The 16,185-nt window shown below is 62.9% G+C and carries 16 protein-coding genes; 7 read left to right on the forward strand and 9 right to left on the reverse strand.

What is annotated here, in order from left to right:
- Positions 1-31 precede the first annotated feature (31 nt).
- From RX328_RS04700 to RX328_RS04710, 3 genes are all read right to left on the reverse strand, one after another.
- The gene (locus RX328_RS04700) at positions 32-862 is read right to left on the reverse strand and encodes a sulfite exporter TauE/SafE family protein (protein WP_213248438.1); all 831 of its coding nucleotides are present in this window, start codon (positions 860-862) and stop codon (positions 32-34) included.
- Positions 863-1,158: 296 nt separating this feature from the next.
- The gene (locus RX328_RS04705) at positions 1,159-2,517 is read right to left on the reverse strand and encodes a lipopolysaccharide biosynthesis protein (protein WP_213248436.1); all 1,359 of its coding nucleotides are present in this window, start codon (positions 2,515-2,517) and stop codon (positions 1,159-1,161) included.
- 265 nt (positions 2,518-2,782) lie between these two features.
- The gene (locus tag RX328_RS04710; protein ID WP_213248434.1) at positions 2,783-3,130 is read right to left on the reverse strand and encodes a hypothetical protein; all 348 of its coding nucleotides are present in this window, start codon (positions 3,128-3,130) and stop codon (positions 2,783-2,785) included.
- 594 nt (positions 3,131-3,724) lie between these two features.
- Between RX328_RS04710 and RX328_RS04715 the strand changes: the two genes are divergently transcribed.
- On the forward strand, positions 3,725-3,877 hold the full coding sequence (locus RX328_RS04715; RefSeq protein WP_213248432.1) for a hypothetical protein: 153 nt from the start codon (positions 3,725-3,727) through the stop codon (positions 3,875-3,877).
- A gap of 200 nt (positions 3,878-4,077) precedes the next feature.
- Positions 4,078-4,332, forward strand: coding sequence for a hypothetical protein (locus RX328_RS04720; protein WP_213248430.1), 255 nt, complete (start codon positions 4,078-4,080; stop codon positions 4,330-4,332).
- Positions 4,333-4,422: 90 nt separating this feature from the next.
- Here the strand turns inward: RX328_RS04720 and RX328_RS04725 are convergent, their stop codons facing one another.
- Positions 4,423-5,256: a protein-disulfide reductase DsbD domain-containing protein gene (locus RX328_RS04725; protein WP_213248428.1), complete on the reverse strand. Its 834-nt coding sequence runs from the start codon at positions 5,254-5,256 to the stop codon at positions 4,423-4,425.
- A 136-nt stretch (positions 5,257-5,392) separates the two neighbouring features.
- On the opposite strand from RX328_RS04725, the gene RX328_RS04730 reads away from it, so the two are divergent.
- Positions 5,393-6,043: a YqgE/AlgH family protein gene (locus tag RX328_RS04730; protein ID WP_213248426.1), complete on the forward strand. Its 651-nt coding sequence runs from the start codon at positions 5,393-5,395 to the stop codon at positions 6,041-6,043.
- 115 nt (positions 6,044-6,158) lie between these two features.
- On the opposite strand, the gene RX328_RS04735 is transcribed toward RX328_RS04730, so the two are convergent.
- Positions 6,159-7,046 carry a TauD/TfdA dioxygenase family protein gene (locus tag RX328_RS04735; protein ID WP_213248424.1) on the reverse strand — a complete coding sequence of 296 codons (888 nt, stop codon included), beginning with the start codon at positions 7,044-7,046 and terminating at the stop codon, positions 6,159-6,161.
- 246 nt (positions 7,047-7,292) lie between these two features.
- Positions 7,293-8,072 carry an SDR family NAD(P)-dependent oxidoreductase gene (locus tag RX328_RS04740; RefSeq protein WP_213248422.1) on the reverse strand — a complete coding sequence of 260 codons (780 nt, stop codon included), beginning with the start codon at positions 8,070-8,072 and terminating at the stop codon, positions 7,293-7,295.
- Between the two features lie 95 nt (positions 8,073-8,167).
- Between RX328_RS04740 and RX328_RS04745 the strand changes: the two genes are divergently transcribed.
- From RX328_RS04745 to RX328_RS04755, 3 genes are all read left to right on the forward strand, one after another.
- A complete protein-coding gene (locus RX328_RS04745) occupies positions 8,168-8,686 on the forward strand; it encodes a GNAT family N-acetyltransferase (RefSeq protein ID WP_312017960.1) in 519 nt (172 codons plus the stop codon).
- A 23-nt stretch (positions 8,687-8,709) separates the two neighbouring features.
- The gene (locus RX328_RS04750) at positions 8,710-9,444 is read left to right on the forward strand and encodes an SDR family NAD(P)-dependent oxidoreductase (RefSeq protein ID WP_213248420.1); all 735 of its coding nucleotides are present in this window, start codon (positions 8,710-8,712) and stop codon (positions 9,442-9,444) included.
- Positions 9,445-9,524: 80 nt separating this feature from the next.
- Positions 9,525-9,899 carry a CsbD family protein gene (locus RX328_RS04755; RefSeq protein ID WP_213248418.1) on the forward strand — a complete coding sequence of 125 codons (375 nt, stop codon included), beginning with the start codon at positions 9,525-9,527 and terminating at the stop codon, positions 9,897-9,899.
- A gap of 166 nt (positions 9,900-10,065) precedes the next feature.
- On the opposite strand, the gene RX328_RS04760 is transcribed toward RX328_RS04755, so the two are convergent.
- Together RX328_RS04760 and RX328_RS04765 are read right to left on the reverse strand one after the other, a co-directional pair.
- Positions 10,066-11,769, reverse strand: coding sequence for an SGNH family hydrolase (locus RX328_RS04760; RefSeq protein WP_213248416.1), 1,704 nt, complete (start codon positions 11,767-11,769; stop codon positions 10,066-10,068).
- A gap of 163 nt (positions 11,770-11,932) precedes the next feature.
- On the reverse strand, positions 11,933-13,297 hold the full coding sequence (locus RX328_RS04765; RefSeq protein WP_249726155.1) for a lytic murein transglycosylase: 1,365 nt from the start codon (positions 13,295-13,297) through the stop codon (positions 11,933-11,935).
- A 244-nt stretch (positions 13,298-13,541) separates the two neighbouring features.
- Here RX328_RS04765 and galU point away from each other — a divergent pair, with 244 nt between their 5' ends.
- Positions 13,542-14,420 (forward strand): UTP--glucose-1-phosphate uridylyltransferase GalU, encoded by an 879-nt coding sequence (galU, locus tag RX328_RS04770; RefSeq protein ID WP_213248414.1) that lies wholly within the window; start codon positions 13,542-13,544, stop codon positions 14,418-14,420.
- Positions 14,421-14,546: 126 nt separating this feature from the next.
- Here the strand turns inward: galU and RX328_RS04775 are convergent, their stop codons facing one another.
- Entirely contained in the window at positions 14,547-16,073 is a 1,527-nt protein-coding gene (locus tag RX328_RS04775) for a sensor domain-containing diguanylate cyclase (RefSeq protein ID WP_213248823.1), read from the reverse strand.
- Positions 16,074-16,185 lie beyond the last annotated feature (112 nt).

Consider the following 16,185-nt stretch of genomic DNA (forward strand, 5'->3'; position numbering starts at 1 on the left):
CGAACGGGTGTCCACTTCGCTGGAAAACGCTCTAATGGGCGGTGCTCCCGGTGACGGCTGCGATACTCTCCTGCGAAAAATGCAGCTCATTGAAGCCGAGCTTGCTGGCCACCAGAACCAGAACTGAAGCCAGCACTACTCTCAGCACCGTCTCTGGCACGCGAACCGCGCAGTAGCTGCCGATCACGATGCCGGGCAAGGATCCGATCAACAGCACCCCCATCAGCGCCCAATCGACCGACCCCAGCGCCCAGTGTCCGATGCCGGCTACCAGCGTCAGCGGCACCGCATGTGCGATGTCGGAGCCGACGATGCTCGCCATCGGCAGGCGCGGGTAGAGCAGCAGGAGCGCGGTGACGCCGACTGCGCCGGCACCGACGGATGAAATCGAGACCAGCACACCGAGCGCCACGCCGACCATCACGGTCGCGCGGTCGGTGGTCGCGGCATCGAACCCCTCCATGCGTCGGCGATAGCGCTCCATGATCGCCTTGCGAAAGATCAACGACGTCGCCGTAAGGAGGAGTGCAAAGCACAGCACCAGATTGATCAGGCTGCGCCCGGAATCGCTGTTGAGGTCGAGTTGCCACAGCAAGAGCAAGGTAACGATGCTTGCCGGGATGCTGCCGCTGGCGAGACATATCACTGCCGGCCAGTGAATGCTGCGTGCGAAGCCATGCACCAGGCTGCCGCCCGTCTTGGTCGCCGCGGCGTAGAGAAGGTCGGTGCCGACGGCAGTCGATGGGTGGACGCCAAATAGCAGGATCAGCATCGGCGTCATCAGCGAGCCGCCGCCGACACCCGTCATCCCGACCAGCAAGCCAACGCCGAATCCCGAGGCAACGTAAAGTGGATCAATCATTTCCGGGGGAAAGTTCCATTTCGCATGTGCAAGTATATATCAATGCAAGGAATAAACGTCCTATCGATGGCGGGCGCTCGGGCGAAATAAGAATATTTAGTACGTGCATCGAACCCCCGTGGTTATTTTCCCCAATTTTCCGGTGCACGGCGATAGCGACGTCCTGCGGCCAAAGCGAGACCACCGAAAGGCGGTAGCGGTCACTGAAGCAGCCGCCAACGCGCCCCGAAGACCGTCCTTTGAAGGGATGAGCAGGCTGGCTGCGCCCGCGCATCAGGGTCGACGGGCGCCCGGCATCAGCGTTTGCCGAATGCCAAGACGTGCAGGCCGAGCCGCCGGCGCACGATCCAGAACAGCAGCACCGTCTCGAACGCCAGCGCGATCGACGTCGCCGCCGCCGCACCGTGGCCGCCAAAGCGCGGCACCAGGACGACGCACAGCACAAGGTTCATGACGAAGGCCAGCGCGTAGGCCAGCGCGCAGATGTGCTGATGGCCGAGCATGTTCAGGAGCCGCTCGACCGGGCCGATTGCCGCGCGCACCAAAAGGCCGATCGCGGCAATGAACATGATGTCGTAGCCGACGACGAATTGCGGTCCGAACAGCCACAATAGCGGCTTGCCCAGCGCCAGCAGCAGAATGGTCGCGGCCAGCGACGGCCAGAACGTCCACTGGATCGCATGCGCCACATAGGCCGACAGCCGCGCCTTGTCGCCTTGCGCGTTGTACTCGGCAAAGCGATGCGCCGTTGTCGCCGCCATCGCGTAGTGAATGAAGGAGACCAACGCCAGCGTCTTCACCACGGCAAAGTAGACGCCAACCTCCTCCGAGGAGCGGAATTGCTGCAGCACCAACACGTCTGTGTAGGACAACAGCAGATAAAAACTCTCCACCATCAGGATCGGCAGCGAGACCGCGAGCCAGCCACGGAAATCGTAAGCCCGGGGGCCGGACTCGATATGGCCGGCGAGCTTGCGATTGAGCACGATCATCTGGCTGATCATCGCGACCCATACCGCCGCGGCGCTTGCCCACATCGCGGCGGTGGCGCCGAGATTGAAGCCGAGCACGAAGGCGCCGGCGGTCAGGCCGATCATCAGCGACTGGCGCACGATGAACTGCGGCATCAGGCCAAGCCGCATCCAGTCATGCGAACGGGCGATGCCGTCCTGGGTGTTGGCGACGACGAACGCCGGCAGTGTCAGGCAACCGATATAGAGGGGAACGATCGCGTTGCCGTCGATCCACGGCGACAATCCCTTCACTACGCCCGCCAGCAGCAGCGAGACGATGGAGGAGACTGCGAACGTCATCCATCGGCTGCCGGAAAGGAAACCTCGCAACAGCGCGTGTTCGCCGCGGGTGCGGTATTCCGGAATGATCTTCTGCGCCGATGCCGAGATGCCGAAATCCATCATGCTGCCGAGCAGCAGCACCCAGGTCCAGACATAGACATAGACGCCGTAATCGGAGCCGCCCATCCAGCGCGCCAGCAGGATCTGCGAGAAGTAGGCCAGTGCCGCGCTGAAGACGCGGATGACGAAGATCGTGCCAGCCAGCCGCTTTGTGACGGAGGCTTCACTCGAGCCGCCCAGCAGCGCACGCAGGCGCGCGCTCACGCCGGCAGGCGGAGCGGTTGCGGATTGCGTATCCATCACGGCCACAAGGGTGCATCCCCGAAACGCGCCGCGAGGCGGCGGCGATGGTCGGATGTATCAACCATTCGTTAAGATTCGGTTGGGTGGGGCCGTAATGCGTCGTTCGTGTGGGGTCGATATGAGGGGCTTTAGGGCCGATTGACGATGTTCTGCGGGCAGTTCGCAGTCAAATGGCCTACCGAGATAGCTTGTACCGAGCCGCTGCAGATGGACGGATGCGATCTGCGCGAGCGACCGCAAATCGCATCCGGGCAGATTTGGCTCAATTGGCTGACAGTTTCTGGTTATCCCGCGGCTCCGGTGTCGGTCCGATCCCCCACCGCAATGTCGGCGATGTCAGGAGGTCGGTCTTGAACGCGTTGACGTTCGCGTCCCACTTCATCCAGGGTATGGAGTCGATATAGGGAATTGGCGGCAAGGTGATCGGAGTCACGCCGCGATCGGAAGGCTGGTGGGTATGCGGACTGTCCATTCCCCAGGCTGCCAGCGCCGGCATGGCCAATGCCGCGCCAATGGAAGCTGCGATCAATCGCCGGATGAGGCGGCGATCTTCAACGGTTTTTTTGGGTTGCTCCGCACGAGCGGAGACAATGGTGTGATCAGTGATCATATCATCCTCCTATCGTTCGAAAACTGATCCAGGCGATCGTTGCGAAGCTCATTGCGACCATGAGCCAGTCCAGAACAAGCTGCCCGCTCTTGTGCGGTCTTCGCTGAACAGATGTGCTCATCTCAAGCTCCCGTGGTTTGCCGATGCATCCTTTCCTCGTCTGGCGAACGTGTCGCTGTCAGGCTGCGTATTCAGAAGCGCACCGTCCGCGGCGGGAAGGCGCCTCCGGCGCGGAGAGCGATCTAGGGGGCGAAAAAATCGGGTTCAAGGGGCTTGCGGAATTTTTTGTTCGATACCAAGCCGATGCCGAATGGATAGGCGCAACTGTAGAGTCTTGCTGGCCCGGCCCGCTGATCGCTCTTGTATGGCTCGCGCCTGAGTTGCCGCCCCTTGGTCGCGGCGCCGAACAACCCAAGGAACAAAACGGCCGAGCCGTCGTTTGTTGCCGCGGAGCCATCGCCCGCCGTTCACAACGGCGCATGTCGCGGATAGCCAAAGGTCTTCGGACCCGCCGTTATTCATTACAGGCGCTCGCGCGGATAGCCAAAGGCGATGGCTGCCCCACCCGAATAGCCCGCGTGTCCGGGCCGCGAGATGGATGACCCGAACGATCTGGTTCTGGCCATGTTGGGATTGGCGATGGCTGCCATCATGCTGGTGGCTGGCGCGCTTTATCTCATCATGACACCCGATCCCATACCGACCCGTACAGCACCACCAGCCGTGCAGGTATCCCCGGTTTCGTAGCTTATTGCTCTTGTATCGTTGGTTTGGCGAAACAGCGCGGAAGCGGTTGAGCACCTTCCGCGTGGCGCGTACCTGCCCAGCGAGTCGGTGCGGCTCTCAGCCGGTGACCTACGCCTGTGGGCTCGCGGTGCTCTAGGGAACTTTTCTGGCTTCTTGTAATTTTGAGCTTCGGCCGCATCGTGCGGCCGGGGAGGAAAAATATGAAACTGCTTATCACCGCTGTCACGATCACCACCGCACTGGCTGTCAGCCCGGCTTCTGCCCAGAAGACGGCTTGCACAAGCGAAAACATGGCCAAGCTCATGACGTCCAGCAACGCTATGCCTGATAGTCCCGGCAAATTTGCGATAATGAAAGAGATGGGTGCGGCGAATGCCGCCTTGGCAAAGGGCGACATGCGCAGCGCTTGCAAGAGCTATATGCGCGCTCAGCAAATGAGCGGGCAGAAAGGCTAGGAGTACACATTGCTGAAGAGGTGAGCTGCCAAGCGCCGGCTCTCCTCGGATCAGAAAGCGTCGCTGCACTCAGAGGGACGGCAGGTCGCGTCAATTCAAGCTGACGTTGAACTCGTAAGCCCGGTCGCCGCCGACCAGCGTCAGTTTGAGTGCGGCGCCTTCCGGGCTGGCGCCGGGTGGCAGGCCGTCGAGTTCGAAGGCAAAGCGTTTGACAGCGGGTGGGCTTTGCTCCACGAGCCTGGGAACCGGCAGCGCCCAGTCGGGCGTCGGCCCCTCGACGAACAGGCTGACCTCCTTGGCCTCGGGCGCGGTCACGTCGACCAGCACGTTCTTTCCCTCGCGCTTGACGTCGCGGATGGTCAGCGGATTGGGGTCCCCGATATTGGCCGGCTTCGGCACCGCATTGAGGGCATCGGACAGCGTGCCGTCCTCGGTGCTTGCTACGCTGGCAAAGGCAAGCTCGGCATGGGCTTCGACGGGAATGCAGATCTTCTCGCAGACCGCGTAGCTGATGTGGGTGCGCAGCGTCACCGGCTTGTCGGCATTCTTGGCGACGATCCGCAACGGCAGCACGACCTGTTGCTTGTATCCCAGCGCGGTGCCGCCCGCACCGTCGTCGAATTTCATCGGTGCCGGCCACAGCACCGTCACGGCTTCGACATTGTCGGATTTGGAGAAGTCGAAACGGGGCGGCACGCCAGAATCCCCGGGCGTCCGCCAATAGGTCTTCCACCCCGGCTGCAACTGGATGGCTACACCGCCGAGCAGCACCGCGCCGCTGCGTGATCCCGCCAGTAACCGGACCGCGGAATGGGCGTCGCGTTGCCACGGCGAGGCATCCTGGGCGCGAACTTCCGACGCCGCACACGCGACACACAAGGCGGCGACGCCGAGTGCGGCGCGCAGGGGAACTAGGACGCTCATGGCACGTCTTTACAGGCAAGTTTCGAGGCAAACCATTGAATTGCGTGTGATCGCAGCCGAATGATGCCGGAAGCTTGATTGACAGAAACCGCACCCGATATCAGGATATGAACCTGCAAGAGAAAGGCCTTTGCGGATGAGCCCTGAAGGCAAGACATCGAAGCCTGTCCGCCCCAAAACCGCTGGTTTTGGCGATCATTCGTCCGGCGAGGGCTATCTGGACGGCCGGCTGCTGATCGCCATGCCGGTCATGGGCGATCCGCGCTTCGAGCGCTCCGTCATCTACATGTGCGCGCACTCGTCGGAAGGGGCGATGGGCATCATCGTCAACCGTCCGGCCGGCAGCATCGACTTTCCAGGACTGCTGGTGCAACTCGACATCATCGAGAAGGCCGACCAGATCACGCTGCCGGAAAACGCCGAAACCATGCAGGTGCTGAAGGGCGGTCCGGTCGATACCGGCCGCGGCTTCGTGCTGCATTCGAGCGATTTCTTCATCAAGGACGCGACGCTGAATATCGACGACGGCATCTGCCTGACCGCGACGGTCGACATCCTTAAGGCGATCGCCAAAGGCACGGGGCCGAAGCACGCGATCCTGGCGCTCGGTTATGCCGGCTGGGCGCCCGGGCAACTCGAGAACGAGATCCAGCACAATGGCTGGCTGCATTGCGACGCCGACCCTGATCTGATCTTCGGCGACGACGTCGACGAAAAATATCAGCGCGCATTGCGCAAGATCGGCATCGATCCCGGCATGCTGTCGAACGAGGCCGGCCACGCGTAGCTCCGATCGTCATGCCCCGCGAAGGCGGGGCATCCAGTAACCCACCAACCTTCCCAATTTTCAGAAAACTGCGTTTACTGGATCGCCCGCCTTGGCTGGCGATGACAGCGGAGGATTACTCCGCCGCCTGTTGCCGCACCGTCGGCTCGGTGCCGGCCACCGTCGCACGGCGCATGTCGCGGGGCTGCGACTGGTCGTAGCGCCGCACCCGGTGCATGGTCTGGCGATTGTCCCACATCACAAGGTCATGCACGGCCCATTTATGGACATAGACGAATTCCTTCTGCGTGGCGTGCTCGGTCAGGTCGCGCAGCAGTAACCGCGCCTCGGGCATGCTCATGCCCAGAATCGCGCCCGCGTGCGATGACAGATACAGCGACTTGCGGCAATGCACCGGATGCGTCCGCACCAGCCGCTGCAGCACCGGCTTGAACATCTCTTTTTCTTCGTCGGTATAATCCAGGAACCCGAGCGAGCCGCGCGAATACATCAGCGAATGTTCGCAGATCAGGTCCTCGATCTCTGCCTTGGTCTCGTCATCGAGCGCGTCATAGGCCGCGCGCATGTCGGCGAATTCGGTGTTGCCGCCCTTCGGGTTCACCACCCGCGCCGACAAGAGCGAGAACTTCGCCGGGATCGGGCGGAACGAGCTGTCGGAATGCCACAGGCAATTGCCGAGGTTAAAGAGATGCGCGCGGCTGTCGCGCGGCAATGGCTTGCCGTCCTTGCCGAGGTTGGAGACATCGTTGAGGCCGGTCGACAGGCGCGAATCCTGAGGCTTGACGATATTGCCGCCGCGAGCGTCTTCGCGCTCGCCGAAATTCAGCGCGAATGCGAGTTGCTGTTCGTCGGTGATGTCCTGGTCGTGGAAGACGAGCACGGCGTATTTATCCATCGCGGCTTCGACCTCGATCGCTTCCTGCTTCGTCAGGGGTTTTCGTAGATCAAGCCCGGATACTTCGCCGACAAAATGCGGATGCAACTGCCGAATTGCGATCGCCATGCGTCTCTCCCGAAAGCAGCGGGCGGTTTTGCCCGCTCCGTTTGCAGGAAAAACTACCCCCCAACCTGTCCAAGTCAACGCTGCGGCGCGCATGCGCGCATTGCGCCTGTCTCGTGTCCCGGACGCGGTGCAGCGTGCCCCGGCGATGCGAAGCATCGTCGGTACGCTGCGCCGCAGAGCCGGGACCCACCCTGGACCCGGATCAGCAGCGCAGTACTTCAGGCTGCGCAGCATCCAGGGAACGCTTCACGCATTGCGCGCCATCAGCCCGCCGTCAACCGGGATCACCGCGCCGGTCAGGAACGAAGCCGCCGGCAGGCACAGGCTCAGCGTCATGTGCGCCACTTCCTCAGGCTCGCCGTAGCGGCCGAGTGCGGTGCGGCGCTTGGCATAGATCGTCTTGTGCTCTTCGGAAATCCGCTCGGTGATCGCGGTGCGGATCGGCCCCGGGCAGATGCAGTTCACGGTGATGCCTTCGCGGCCGAGCTCGACGGCAAGCGAGCGCGTCAAGCCGGTGACGCCGGCTTTCGCCGCCGAATAGGGACTGTGCAGTGCGGTCGCGCCGAGCGCTTCGGTGGAGGCGATGTTGACAATCCGCGGGCATTTCGATTGGCGCAAATGCGGCAACGCGGCCCGGATAATACGCGGATGTGCGGTCAGCATCACATCCATTGCCCTGGCCCAGGCGGCCTCATAACCTTCCTCGTCGATCGCCACGCGCACGGAGATGCCGGCATTGTTGATGACGATGTCGAGTCCATCGAAATATGCGGCAACGTCGTTGACCACCTTGATGATGTCATCGGGCTTGGCAACGTCGAGCGGCCATGCCTTGGCCGAACCGCCGATTGCAGCAATCTCGCTGGCGACGGCCTGCGTCGCCTCGGCATTGAGATCGGTGACGGCCACATTGGCGCCCTCGGCCGCGAACACGAGCGCGGTGGCGCGCCCCATGCCGCTGGCAGCACCGGTGACGAGAACGGTCAGGCCTTTGACCGAACGGCTGAGCTGCTTGAAATCTGACATGACGGATCCGGACGACGAAGGCTGGGCACGTTGCAGGATTGACAAGGCTGGCACCGATCCGCAGACAGGTCAAACGAGCCGAGCGAGGTGCAAACGTGACGAATATTCGCGGCCTGCAGATCCGCCGCCTCAAGCCTTCGGACGCTGCGCTGTACAGGGATATTCGGCTGGAAGGCCTCCAGCGAAATCCGGAAGCCTTCGGCAGCACGTTTGAGAAGGAAAGCGCGCTACCGCTATCGTGGTTCGAAGCCGTCCTTGGCCGTACCGCCATCTTCGGCGCATTCATAGAGGAGACGCTCGGAGGCGTCGCGGCCTATGCTGCGCAGGAAGGTGCGAAGCAAGCGCATAAGGCGACACTCTGGGGCATGTATGTTCGAGACACCGCGAGAAACTTGGGGCTCGGGAAGAAGCTCGTTGCGGCGGTACTCGACCATGCGCGCGGACGCGTGGAGATGGTTCAATTGACCGTGGTGAGTGAGAATGAGGGCGCGCGCCGGGTTTACAGCGCCGCGGGTTTTGTCGAGTACGGCTATGAAAAGAGGGGCCTCAAGTATGATGGGCGATATTACGATCAGGTTCTGATGGTCAAATTCCTCGACGAAGGACTGAACTAGAGCACCAAGGAGGATGGCGAGCGATGAACGAACTGGATTTCAGCGGCAGGCAAGTGCTGGTGGTCGGCGGCTCCAGCGGGATCGGCAATGGCATCGCGCAGGCCTTCCGCGCCAAGGGCGCGCGGGTCGCGGTCTGCGGCACCCGCGAAAGCGCAGCCGACTATTCGCCCGACGAAGGCTCTCATCTTGACGGACTCGACTATTTCCAGCTCGACGTCAGCAACGCGCAGGCCATCGAATCCTTCCAGCTATCGTTCGCAAAGCTGGACGTGCTGGTGCTGGCGCAAGGCGCGGTAATCTACCGCCGCGGCGAATTCGAGATGGATGGCTTTCGCAAGGTCGTGGAAGTCAACCTGATGAGCCTGATGGCCTGTGCCACCAAGTTTCATGCGATGCTGAGCGCCAGCAAAGGCTCGCTCATCATCGTCAGTTCGACCGCCGCCTATCACTCCACGATGGGCAATCCGGCCTACAACGCCTCGAAGACCGGCGCGGTCGGGCTGACGCGTACGCTCGGCGAGGCATGGGCCGGGGACGGCATCCGCGTCAACGGCATCGCGCCCGGGCTGGTCGACACCAAGATGACCAAGGCGACGACAGCCAATCCGAAACGGCTCGAAGGCGCGCTCGAGCGGATCCCGTTGAAGCGGCTCGGCACGCCGGCCGACATGGCTGGTGCCGCGCTGTTCCTGGCCTCGCCGCTATCATCCTACATCATCGGCCAGACCATCGTGGTCGATGGCGGGCTGATCCTGTGAGCCCGGCACGGGCGTTTCGAGCGCGGTAGGAACCTGGGCGCGTCTGGTCGGTTAAATCTTCTGAAACAGGAGGGACCGCGATGGATAAGGATCGGATTGCTGGCTCGGCGAAGGATGTTGCGGGTAAGGTCGAAAGCACCGCCGGCGACATGGCTGGCGACGCGAAGACGCAGGCCGAGGGCCGCGCGCGCGAAGCGGCCGGCACAGTGCAAAATCTCTACGGCCAGGCCAAGGATGCCGCCCGCGACGCCACCGACTCCGCGGTCAGCTACGCCAAGGATGCTTATGAGAGCAGCGGCCAGACAGTTCGCACCGGCCAGCAGGCGGTGGCGAAAACCGTGCAGGAAAATCCGCTCGGCGCGCTGTTGGTCGCAGCTGGCATTGGCTTTGCGCTGGCGCTGTTGATGACGCGCCCGCCGCGCCGTCCGCCGTCGCGCTGGCGCTACTACGGCTGAGCCGTATCAGTCATTTCTGGTGCGCAACTGCGTATCTGAGGGCGCGCGTCGGCGCGAACCCGCGCCGCGCCTGCGGCGCATCTCGATCCCAAACTTCTGGATATTCTCCGATCTGCAATTGCACATCGTAGTTCGATGCTGGCGCATCGCCCCGGACTGACAGCTCCTATCGCGTGAAATTGCCCGGCGGCACCTCTGCCGAGCGCCCGACATTGCCCGGCGGGCGTGGCGCGCCCGGAGCAACGGGTCCGCGCGGCGGTGCAGCCGCGGGCGGTGCGGGTGTTCGTGGTGCCGCACCGAAGCCGCCGAAGAAGTCACGCAGTGATGGCCCGTTGTTTTGCGCCGGGCGGAGCTGCATCGGCGGCGGCGGCTGTCTCTTCTGTTGCTGCAACGTTTGCTGCGGCGGCGGAAGCAAGAGCTGCTTCTGTGCGGGGGCGGCTGCCGCGGTTCCGCCCGGCGAGGTGGCTGCCGCTACCGGTGTTTCGCCCTTCGCCGGCTCGCGGCCGATTTCGCGACGAGGCCATACGTAGTCGTCGGCGCGGCCGGCCGGCGCGGCCAGGGCTTCGCCCTTCACCAGCGTGCGCGCGGCGAGCGCATCGACCGCTGCCGGACGCGAGCCGGGACCGCCCAGCAACTGATCGGTGCCGACGGACGAGGCCACCAGCGGCATGACCGGTCCGGCCAGCGGACGTGGCGCCGGCTGGCCGGGCGCGACATTGGCCTCCGGCGTTGTCGGCTCGATCGGTACGGCGATCGGCCCGGAGCGTGCGGCCAGCAAGCGCGTCACCTCGCGCTCGACATAATGCGCGAGCTTGCGCGCGCCGGGTTTGGTGAAGAAGACGCCATCGGCGGTGCGGAGCTGGCGGATCTGGCCTTCGAAGTCGGGACCTTTCTGCAGGAAGCGGCCGGCTTCATCGACAAAGCCATCCCAGATATCGACATAGGTGATGCCGGCCTTGCCGGCGCCGTCGCGATACAGCGCGTCGAGGAACAGCATGTCGGCCGTTCCCCTTTGCCCGCGGATCGCTGGCAGGCCGACCCACAACACTGGGACGCCCTTGGATTTCAGCACGCCGATCAGCTCTTCGATCTTCTTGGTGTAGAGTTCGACCCAGCGCTCGTCGCGGAACTCGTAAAGCCCGCCGCCTGATCGCGCGGGTGCGGCGATTTGTGTGTCGTTATCGGCTGCATCGTCAGGCGACAATTCGGCATCGGCCGGCTTGTCGTCGCGCTTTGCCGTGTCAGTCGAGCCTTCCGGCTTCTTTGCGTCCGCCGGCTTGCTATCTGTCTTGGCGCGCGCGTCCTTCTTGTCTTCCTTCTTGTCGGTCTTCTTCTCGGTGACCGCCTCGCGGATGGCCTGGCGGTCGTGGAGGCCGAGCATGACGACGATGGCATCGGGCTTTTCGGTGGCGAGGATGCCCTTGGCGGCCGCAGCCCAATCGGCGGGCTCGCCGCGCGGCTGATACTTGATCAGGCCGGAGACGGTCTTGTGCTTGCGGATCACGCCCATGTCGGGCTGCTCGGAATAGGCGTCTTCCAAGCCATAGGCGAGCCAGTCGGCCATGGCGTCGCCGAGCACCAGCACGTTACGTTCCGGCACCGTGTCGCGCTTGGCGGGCGCGGGCGCGCGGGAGAAATCCTGGCGCGGCGCCTGCGGCGCCTGCTGCTGGAATGGCGAAAAGAAATCGCCGCCGAACCAGCCGCCGCCACGTTGTGGCGCTTGCCGCGGTGGGCCGCCGAAGCCGCCGAAGTTGAAAAACTGCGCCGACGCGGGTCCCACGATCCCGATCAGAAGCGCGATCGCGACCGCCAGCGCCACCAGCGGCCCGGTCTCGGTAAACACGCGCAAGAAGGACGTTGGCTTTCGCATCCGGGCTCGGTCGCAAATGGATCGTGAAGCGGTTAAATATAGCAGCGGAATCGGGCCGCAAGCGGGCAGATTTCACACCCCATAAACCGGGGTTCCAGGCCCAGCGTCAAGGCTCCCGCCGAATCGTGGTTTTCAGGGTCACTTTAAGCGCTGAAAACACGTCTTAACGGCCCCGCAGCCGATCCAGCACGTCGGAAGAGGCAAATCCGTCCGCCGGCGCTCCGATCGAGGCCTGGAAGCTGCGGAGCGCCTCCCGGGTGTGGCCACCGAACTGGCCATCCGGCGTGCCCTTGTAGAAGCCGCGCTGCGCCAGCAGCTGCTGCAGTTCCAGTCGCTCCGCCCGCGACAGCACCCGTTCCTGCCGCGGCCAGGGTTGCACGAACGGCGGCCCGCCGCGCAGCCGGTCGGCAAAGTGGCCGATCGCCAGCGCATAGGCCTCGGCCGGATTGTACTTCATGATCACCCGGAAGTTCTGCAGCATCAGGAAGCCGGGCCCCTGCATGCCGGCTGGCGCCAGCAGATAGGCTTTCTCGGTCGAATCGGGGAAAGGCTTGCCATCGGCCCGCTTCAGCCCTTGGCTCTGCCACTGCGCAATCGTCATCGCCTTGGACTTGTCCGCCAGCATGAAATTAAAACCCTCCGGCAGCACCACCTCGTAACCCCAGCTCCGGCCGGTCTGCCAGCCGTCTTTCTTGAGGTTATTGGCGGTGGAGGCGATCAGATCGGCGACGTTGTCGACGACGTCGCGGCGGCCGTCACCGTCGGCGTCGACGGCATAGCGCTTGAAGGCGGTCGGCATGAACTGCGTCGGTCCGAACGCGCCGGCCCAGGAGCCGCGCATCTGTTCGGGTCGCAGATCGCCGCGGTTGAGGATCTCGATCGCGGTGAGGAATTCATCCCTGAAATAGGCTTGGCGGCGGCCGATGCAGGCCAGTGTCGCGGTCGATCGCACTACGTTGCGGTCACCCACTTGCGTCGAGTAGTTCGATTCGATGCCCCAGATCGACGCGATGATGTAGCGGTCGACGCCATAGGCTTTCTCCACCGCGTCGAATTGCGGCCTGTATTGGGCGAGGATCTCGCGGCCCTTGGCAAGGCGGTTGTCGTTCACGAGGATGTCGAGATAGTCCCAGATCGCCTTGGTGAATTCGGGCTGCGAGTCCATCAGGTCCATGATGCGCAAATCAGGCTCGAGGCCGGCGGTGAAGCGCTCGAAATTTTGCTTGGTGATATTGCGCCGTGCGGCATCCGGCCACATCGAGGCGACGCAGTTTTGAAAATTCGCCGCCGCCTGCCGGATCGCGGACGCGGTCATCAGCGGATGGCCAGAGGCGCCGTCCTCGCCGCTCCAGGGCGGCGGACCGCCGTTGGGGCCGGGCGCGGCTTGCGGCGGCTCGCTGGACTGCTGGCCTTGGAAGATGTTGCCGAGGAAGTTCGAAATCCCGTTGCCGGAGGATTGGGCATGCGATTGGCCAGAGGAACATAACAGCGCGGCCGCGATTAAGACCGCGCCGATTCGATTGCTCATCGTTCGTTCCATCATGCCGTGCCGTCCGTCGTAACAACCCCGTGCCAGAAGGCCCTGCCACGGTTTCCAATAGCTTAACAGAGGCCATTTTGTTGTCGCACCCGGTAAGCGCAAGGGGAGGTGGGGAGGCGGGAAGGCCACCATACATCCGCCTTTGTTCACGGGTGCAAACCGGCTATCAACGTGCAATCAAAGCGACTTTCCGCATTTCCAAGTTTCTCGATATCAAGGCGCCCGACATCCCATGAAAATCCGTAAAGCCGTCTTTCCGGTCGCCGGCCTCGGCACCCGCGTCCTGCCCGCCACCAAGGCGATGCCGAAGGAAATGCTGACTATCGTCGACAAGCCGCTGATTCAATATGTGGTCGACGAGGCCAAGGAGGCCGGCATCGAGCATTTCGTTTTCGTCACCGGGCGCAACAAGGGTGTGATCGAGGACCATTTCGACCGGATGTTCGAACTCGACACCACGCTTGCCGCGCGCGGCAAGAAGGCCGAGCAGGACATCCTGGCACGCGACCAGCCCGAGGCCGGCGCCATGAGTTTCACCCGCCAGCAGGCGCCGCTCGGCCTCGGCCATGCGGTCTGGTGCGCGCGCGACATCGTCGGCGACGAGCCGTTCGCCGTGGTGCTGCCGGACGAACTGGTGCTCAACAGCCCGGGTTGCCTGAAGCAGATGATCGAGGCCGCCGCGAAACTCGGCGCTAAATCCAATCTGCTTGCGGTGGAGGCGGTGCCTGATGATCTTACCCACCAATACGGCATCTGCGGCGTCGGCAAACGCCTCGCCAAGAACATGTTCGAGGTCGACGGCATGGTGGAAAAACCGCCAAAGGGCACCGCGCCGTCAAACCTCTCGATCACCGGGCGTTACATCCTGCAGCCGGAAATCTTCAAGATTCTCGAAAGCCAGGAGCGCGGTGCAGGCAACGAGATCCAGCTCACCGATGCGATGAAAGCTCTTGCCAAGACGCAAAAGTTCTACGGCGTCGAGTTCGAGGGCGAGCGCCATGATTGCGGCTCCAAGCCAGGCTTCCTGCGCGCCAACATCGCCTACGGCATGGCACGCGCCGAGCTGCGCGATGGCCTGCGCGCGGAGATGAAGAAGTATCTGGAGAAATGAGGGCGGGGTGCCGCTGCTCATTCCGTCATTGCAAGGAGCGATAGCGACGAAGCAATCCATCGTTCCGAATATGCTGGTGCATGGATTGCTTCGCTTCGCTCGCAATGACGGTGCTGGCGTAGAAACTCAAGCCACCAGCGCAAGCTGCGGGATGGCGGCGACCACCGACTGGTTGCGGCCGTTGGCCTTGGCCGCGTAGAGCGCCTTGTCGGCCGCTTCGATCAGATAGGACCAATCGATCGCTGCCGTGGGCGTCATGCTCGCCACGCCGATACTCACCGTCGTCACGCGGGGATCTTCGGCCCATTGTTCGACTTTCAGGCGGATGGTTTCGGCGACGGTGAGCGCTTCCGCCGCCGAGAGGCCAGGCAGAAGTACCGCGAATTCCTCGCCGCCGTATCTGGCCGGACAGTCGCCGGCCCGCCCCACCGAATCCGAGATGCAGATCGCAATGCCGACCAGCACCTGGTCGCCGGCCTGATGTCCAAACGTGTCATTGTACGATTTGAAATGATCGGCATCGATCATCAGCACCGCGATGGGGGTCTGGTTGCGCGCCGCCCGTCGCCATTCGGCATCGATTTCTGTATCGAACTTGCGCCGGTTCTTCAGGCCGGTGAGCGCGTCGGTGGTCGCCAGCTCTTCCAGCTTTTCTTCGGCCTCGGCGCGGCGGCCGATCTCGCGCGCGAGAAACAATGTGGTGGCAAGCACGAACAGGATCAGGGTCACCATGACCGCTCCGATCCGGATCACCTCCCGGTGCCAGAGGCTCAGGATGCTCGCCAGCGGTTTTCCGACGACGACAAAGAACAGGCTCGTATTGGCGCTTCGAACGTAAAGCCGCGGTGTCGGGTCCACCGGTCCGACCCCGGCGTAGGCCCCGCCTTGCTTCAGATTTCCCGGATTCCAGTTTCTTCGCTCTGCCAGATTTTTGCCGACGATGTCGAGGTCGAATGGTTTGCGCATGATGATCGTCCGGTCACGGCGCAATACCGTGATCGTATCGGCGGGATCGAGTGTCAGCCGTCCGAACAAATCGTGGAAATAACTGAATCGGATCGAGCCCGCGACCACACCGAGAAAACCACCATCGGCGTCGCTAACGCGTCGGCTGAGCACGATCGAATAGGCGCTGCGATGCAGCATCGGACGGCTCATGTACAAGCCAATGTCGGGCTTGTCGCGATGGACGAAGAAGTATTCCTCATCGCTGCGATCCTCCGGCACGGGATCGAGGCTTGCCGCATCGATGATCAGCTTGCCCTGCGCGTCGAATACCTGGATCGCGCCGAAATGCCTGGCAGTCGCGGCATGATCGAACAGAATCAGATGGCGAATCTCCTTGCTGACCTTTTCGATCTCCGGCATCACCAGATTGGTCGCGACGCTACGCAGCGACAGATCGTAGAGTTCGATATTGCGGCTGATATCGGAGTCGATGCTCGAGGCAAGATTTTCAAGCGTTTGACGCGCCAGCTCTTCCTCGCCGCGGCGCATGTCAAACATGACGCTGGTGCAGATCGCGGAGAAGCCGATCACCGCCGCAACCGACGATGCGATCAACAGCTTTACCGACAATCGCCAGGGGCGGCGGCCGGAGTCTTTCCTGAACCAACCCTTTCTGGCTAAGTCGCTTTGCCGCTCGAATAGCATCATCCGCTCCAAGCCTTCCGGTATGCGCCGGATAAATTGTTGCGGTCTTAAGCGGCGACGGCGATATGGTAGACAGTTAACATTCGGTTGCCGGCGTCGACGGTTTTGTGCA

Origin of the sequence: Bradyrhizobium sp. sBnM-33 (assembly GCF_032917945.1) — a bacterium.
GTDB lineage: Bacteria > Pseudomonadota > Alphaproteobacteria > Rhizobiales > Xanthobacteraceae > Bradyrhizobium.

Bases quoted from the DNA above. Each gene is read 5' to 3' on its own strand.
- RX328_RS04700 (WP_213248438.1), bottom strand. From the start codon at position 862: ATGATTGATCCACTTTACGTTGCCTCGGGATTCGGCGTTGGCTTGCTG.
- RX328_RS04705 (WP_213248436.1), bottom strand. From the start codon at position 2,517: ATGGATACGCAATCCGCAACCGCTCCGCCTGCCGGCGTGAGCGCGCGC.
- RX328_RS04710 (WP_213248434.1), bottom strand. From the start codon at position 3,130: ATGATCACTGATCACACCATTGTCTCCGCTCGTGCGGAGCAACCCAAA.
- RX328_RS04715 (WP_213248432.1), top strand. From the start codon at position 3,725: ATGGATGACCCGAACGATCTGGTTCTGGCCATGTTGGGATTGGCGATG.
- RX328_RS04720 (WP_213248430.1), top strand. From the start codon at position 4,078: ATGAAACTGCTTATCACCGCTGTCACGATCACCACCGCACTGGCTGTC.
- RX328_RS04725 (WP_213248428.1), bottom strand. From the start codon at position 5,256: ATGAGCGTCCTAGTTCCCCTGCGCGCCGCACTCGGCGTCGCCGCCTTG.
- RX328_RS04730 (WP_213248426.1), top strand. From the start codon at position 5,393: ATGAGCCCTGAAGGCAAGACATCGAAGCCTGTCCGCCCCAAAACCGCT.
- RX328_RS04735 (WP_213248424.1), bottom strand. From the start codon at position 7,046: ATGGCGATCGCAATTCGGCAGTTGCATCCGCATTTTGTCGGCGAAGTA.
- RX328_RS04740 (WP_213248422.1), bottom strand. From the start codon at position 8,072: ATGTCAGATTTCAAGCAGCTCAGCCGTTCGGTCAAAGGCCTGACCGTT.
- RX328_RS04750 (WP_213248420.1), top strand. From the start codon at position 8,710: ATGAACGAACTGGATTTCAGCGGCAGGCAAGTGCTGGTGGTCGGCGGC.
- RX328_RS04755 (WP_213248418.1), top strand. From the start codon at position 9,525: ATGGATAAGGATCGGATTGCTGGCTCGGCGAAGGATGTTGCGGGTAAG.
- RX328_RS04760 (WP_213248416.1), bottom strand. From the start codon at position 11,769: ATGCGAAAGCCAACGTCCTTCTTGCGCGTGTTTACCGAGACCGGGCCG.
- RX328_RS04765 (WP_249726155.1), bottom strand. From the start codon at position 13,297: ATGAGCAATCGAATCGGCGCGGTCTTAATCGCGGCCGCGCTGTTATGT.
- galU (WP_213248414.1), top strand. From the start codon at position 13,542: ATGAAAATCCGTAAAGCCGTCTTTCCGGTCGCCGGCCTCGGCACCCGC.
- RX328_RS04775 (WP_213248823.1), bottom strand. From the start codon at position 16,073: ATGCTATTCGAGCGGCAAAGCGACTTAGCCAGAAAGGGTTGGTTCAGG.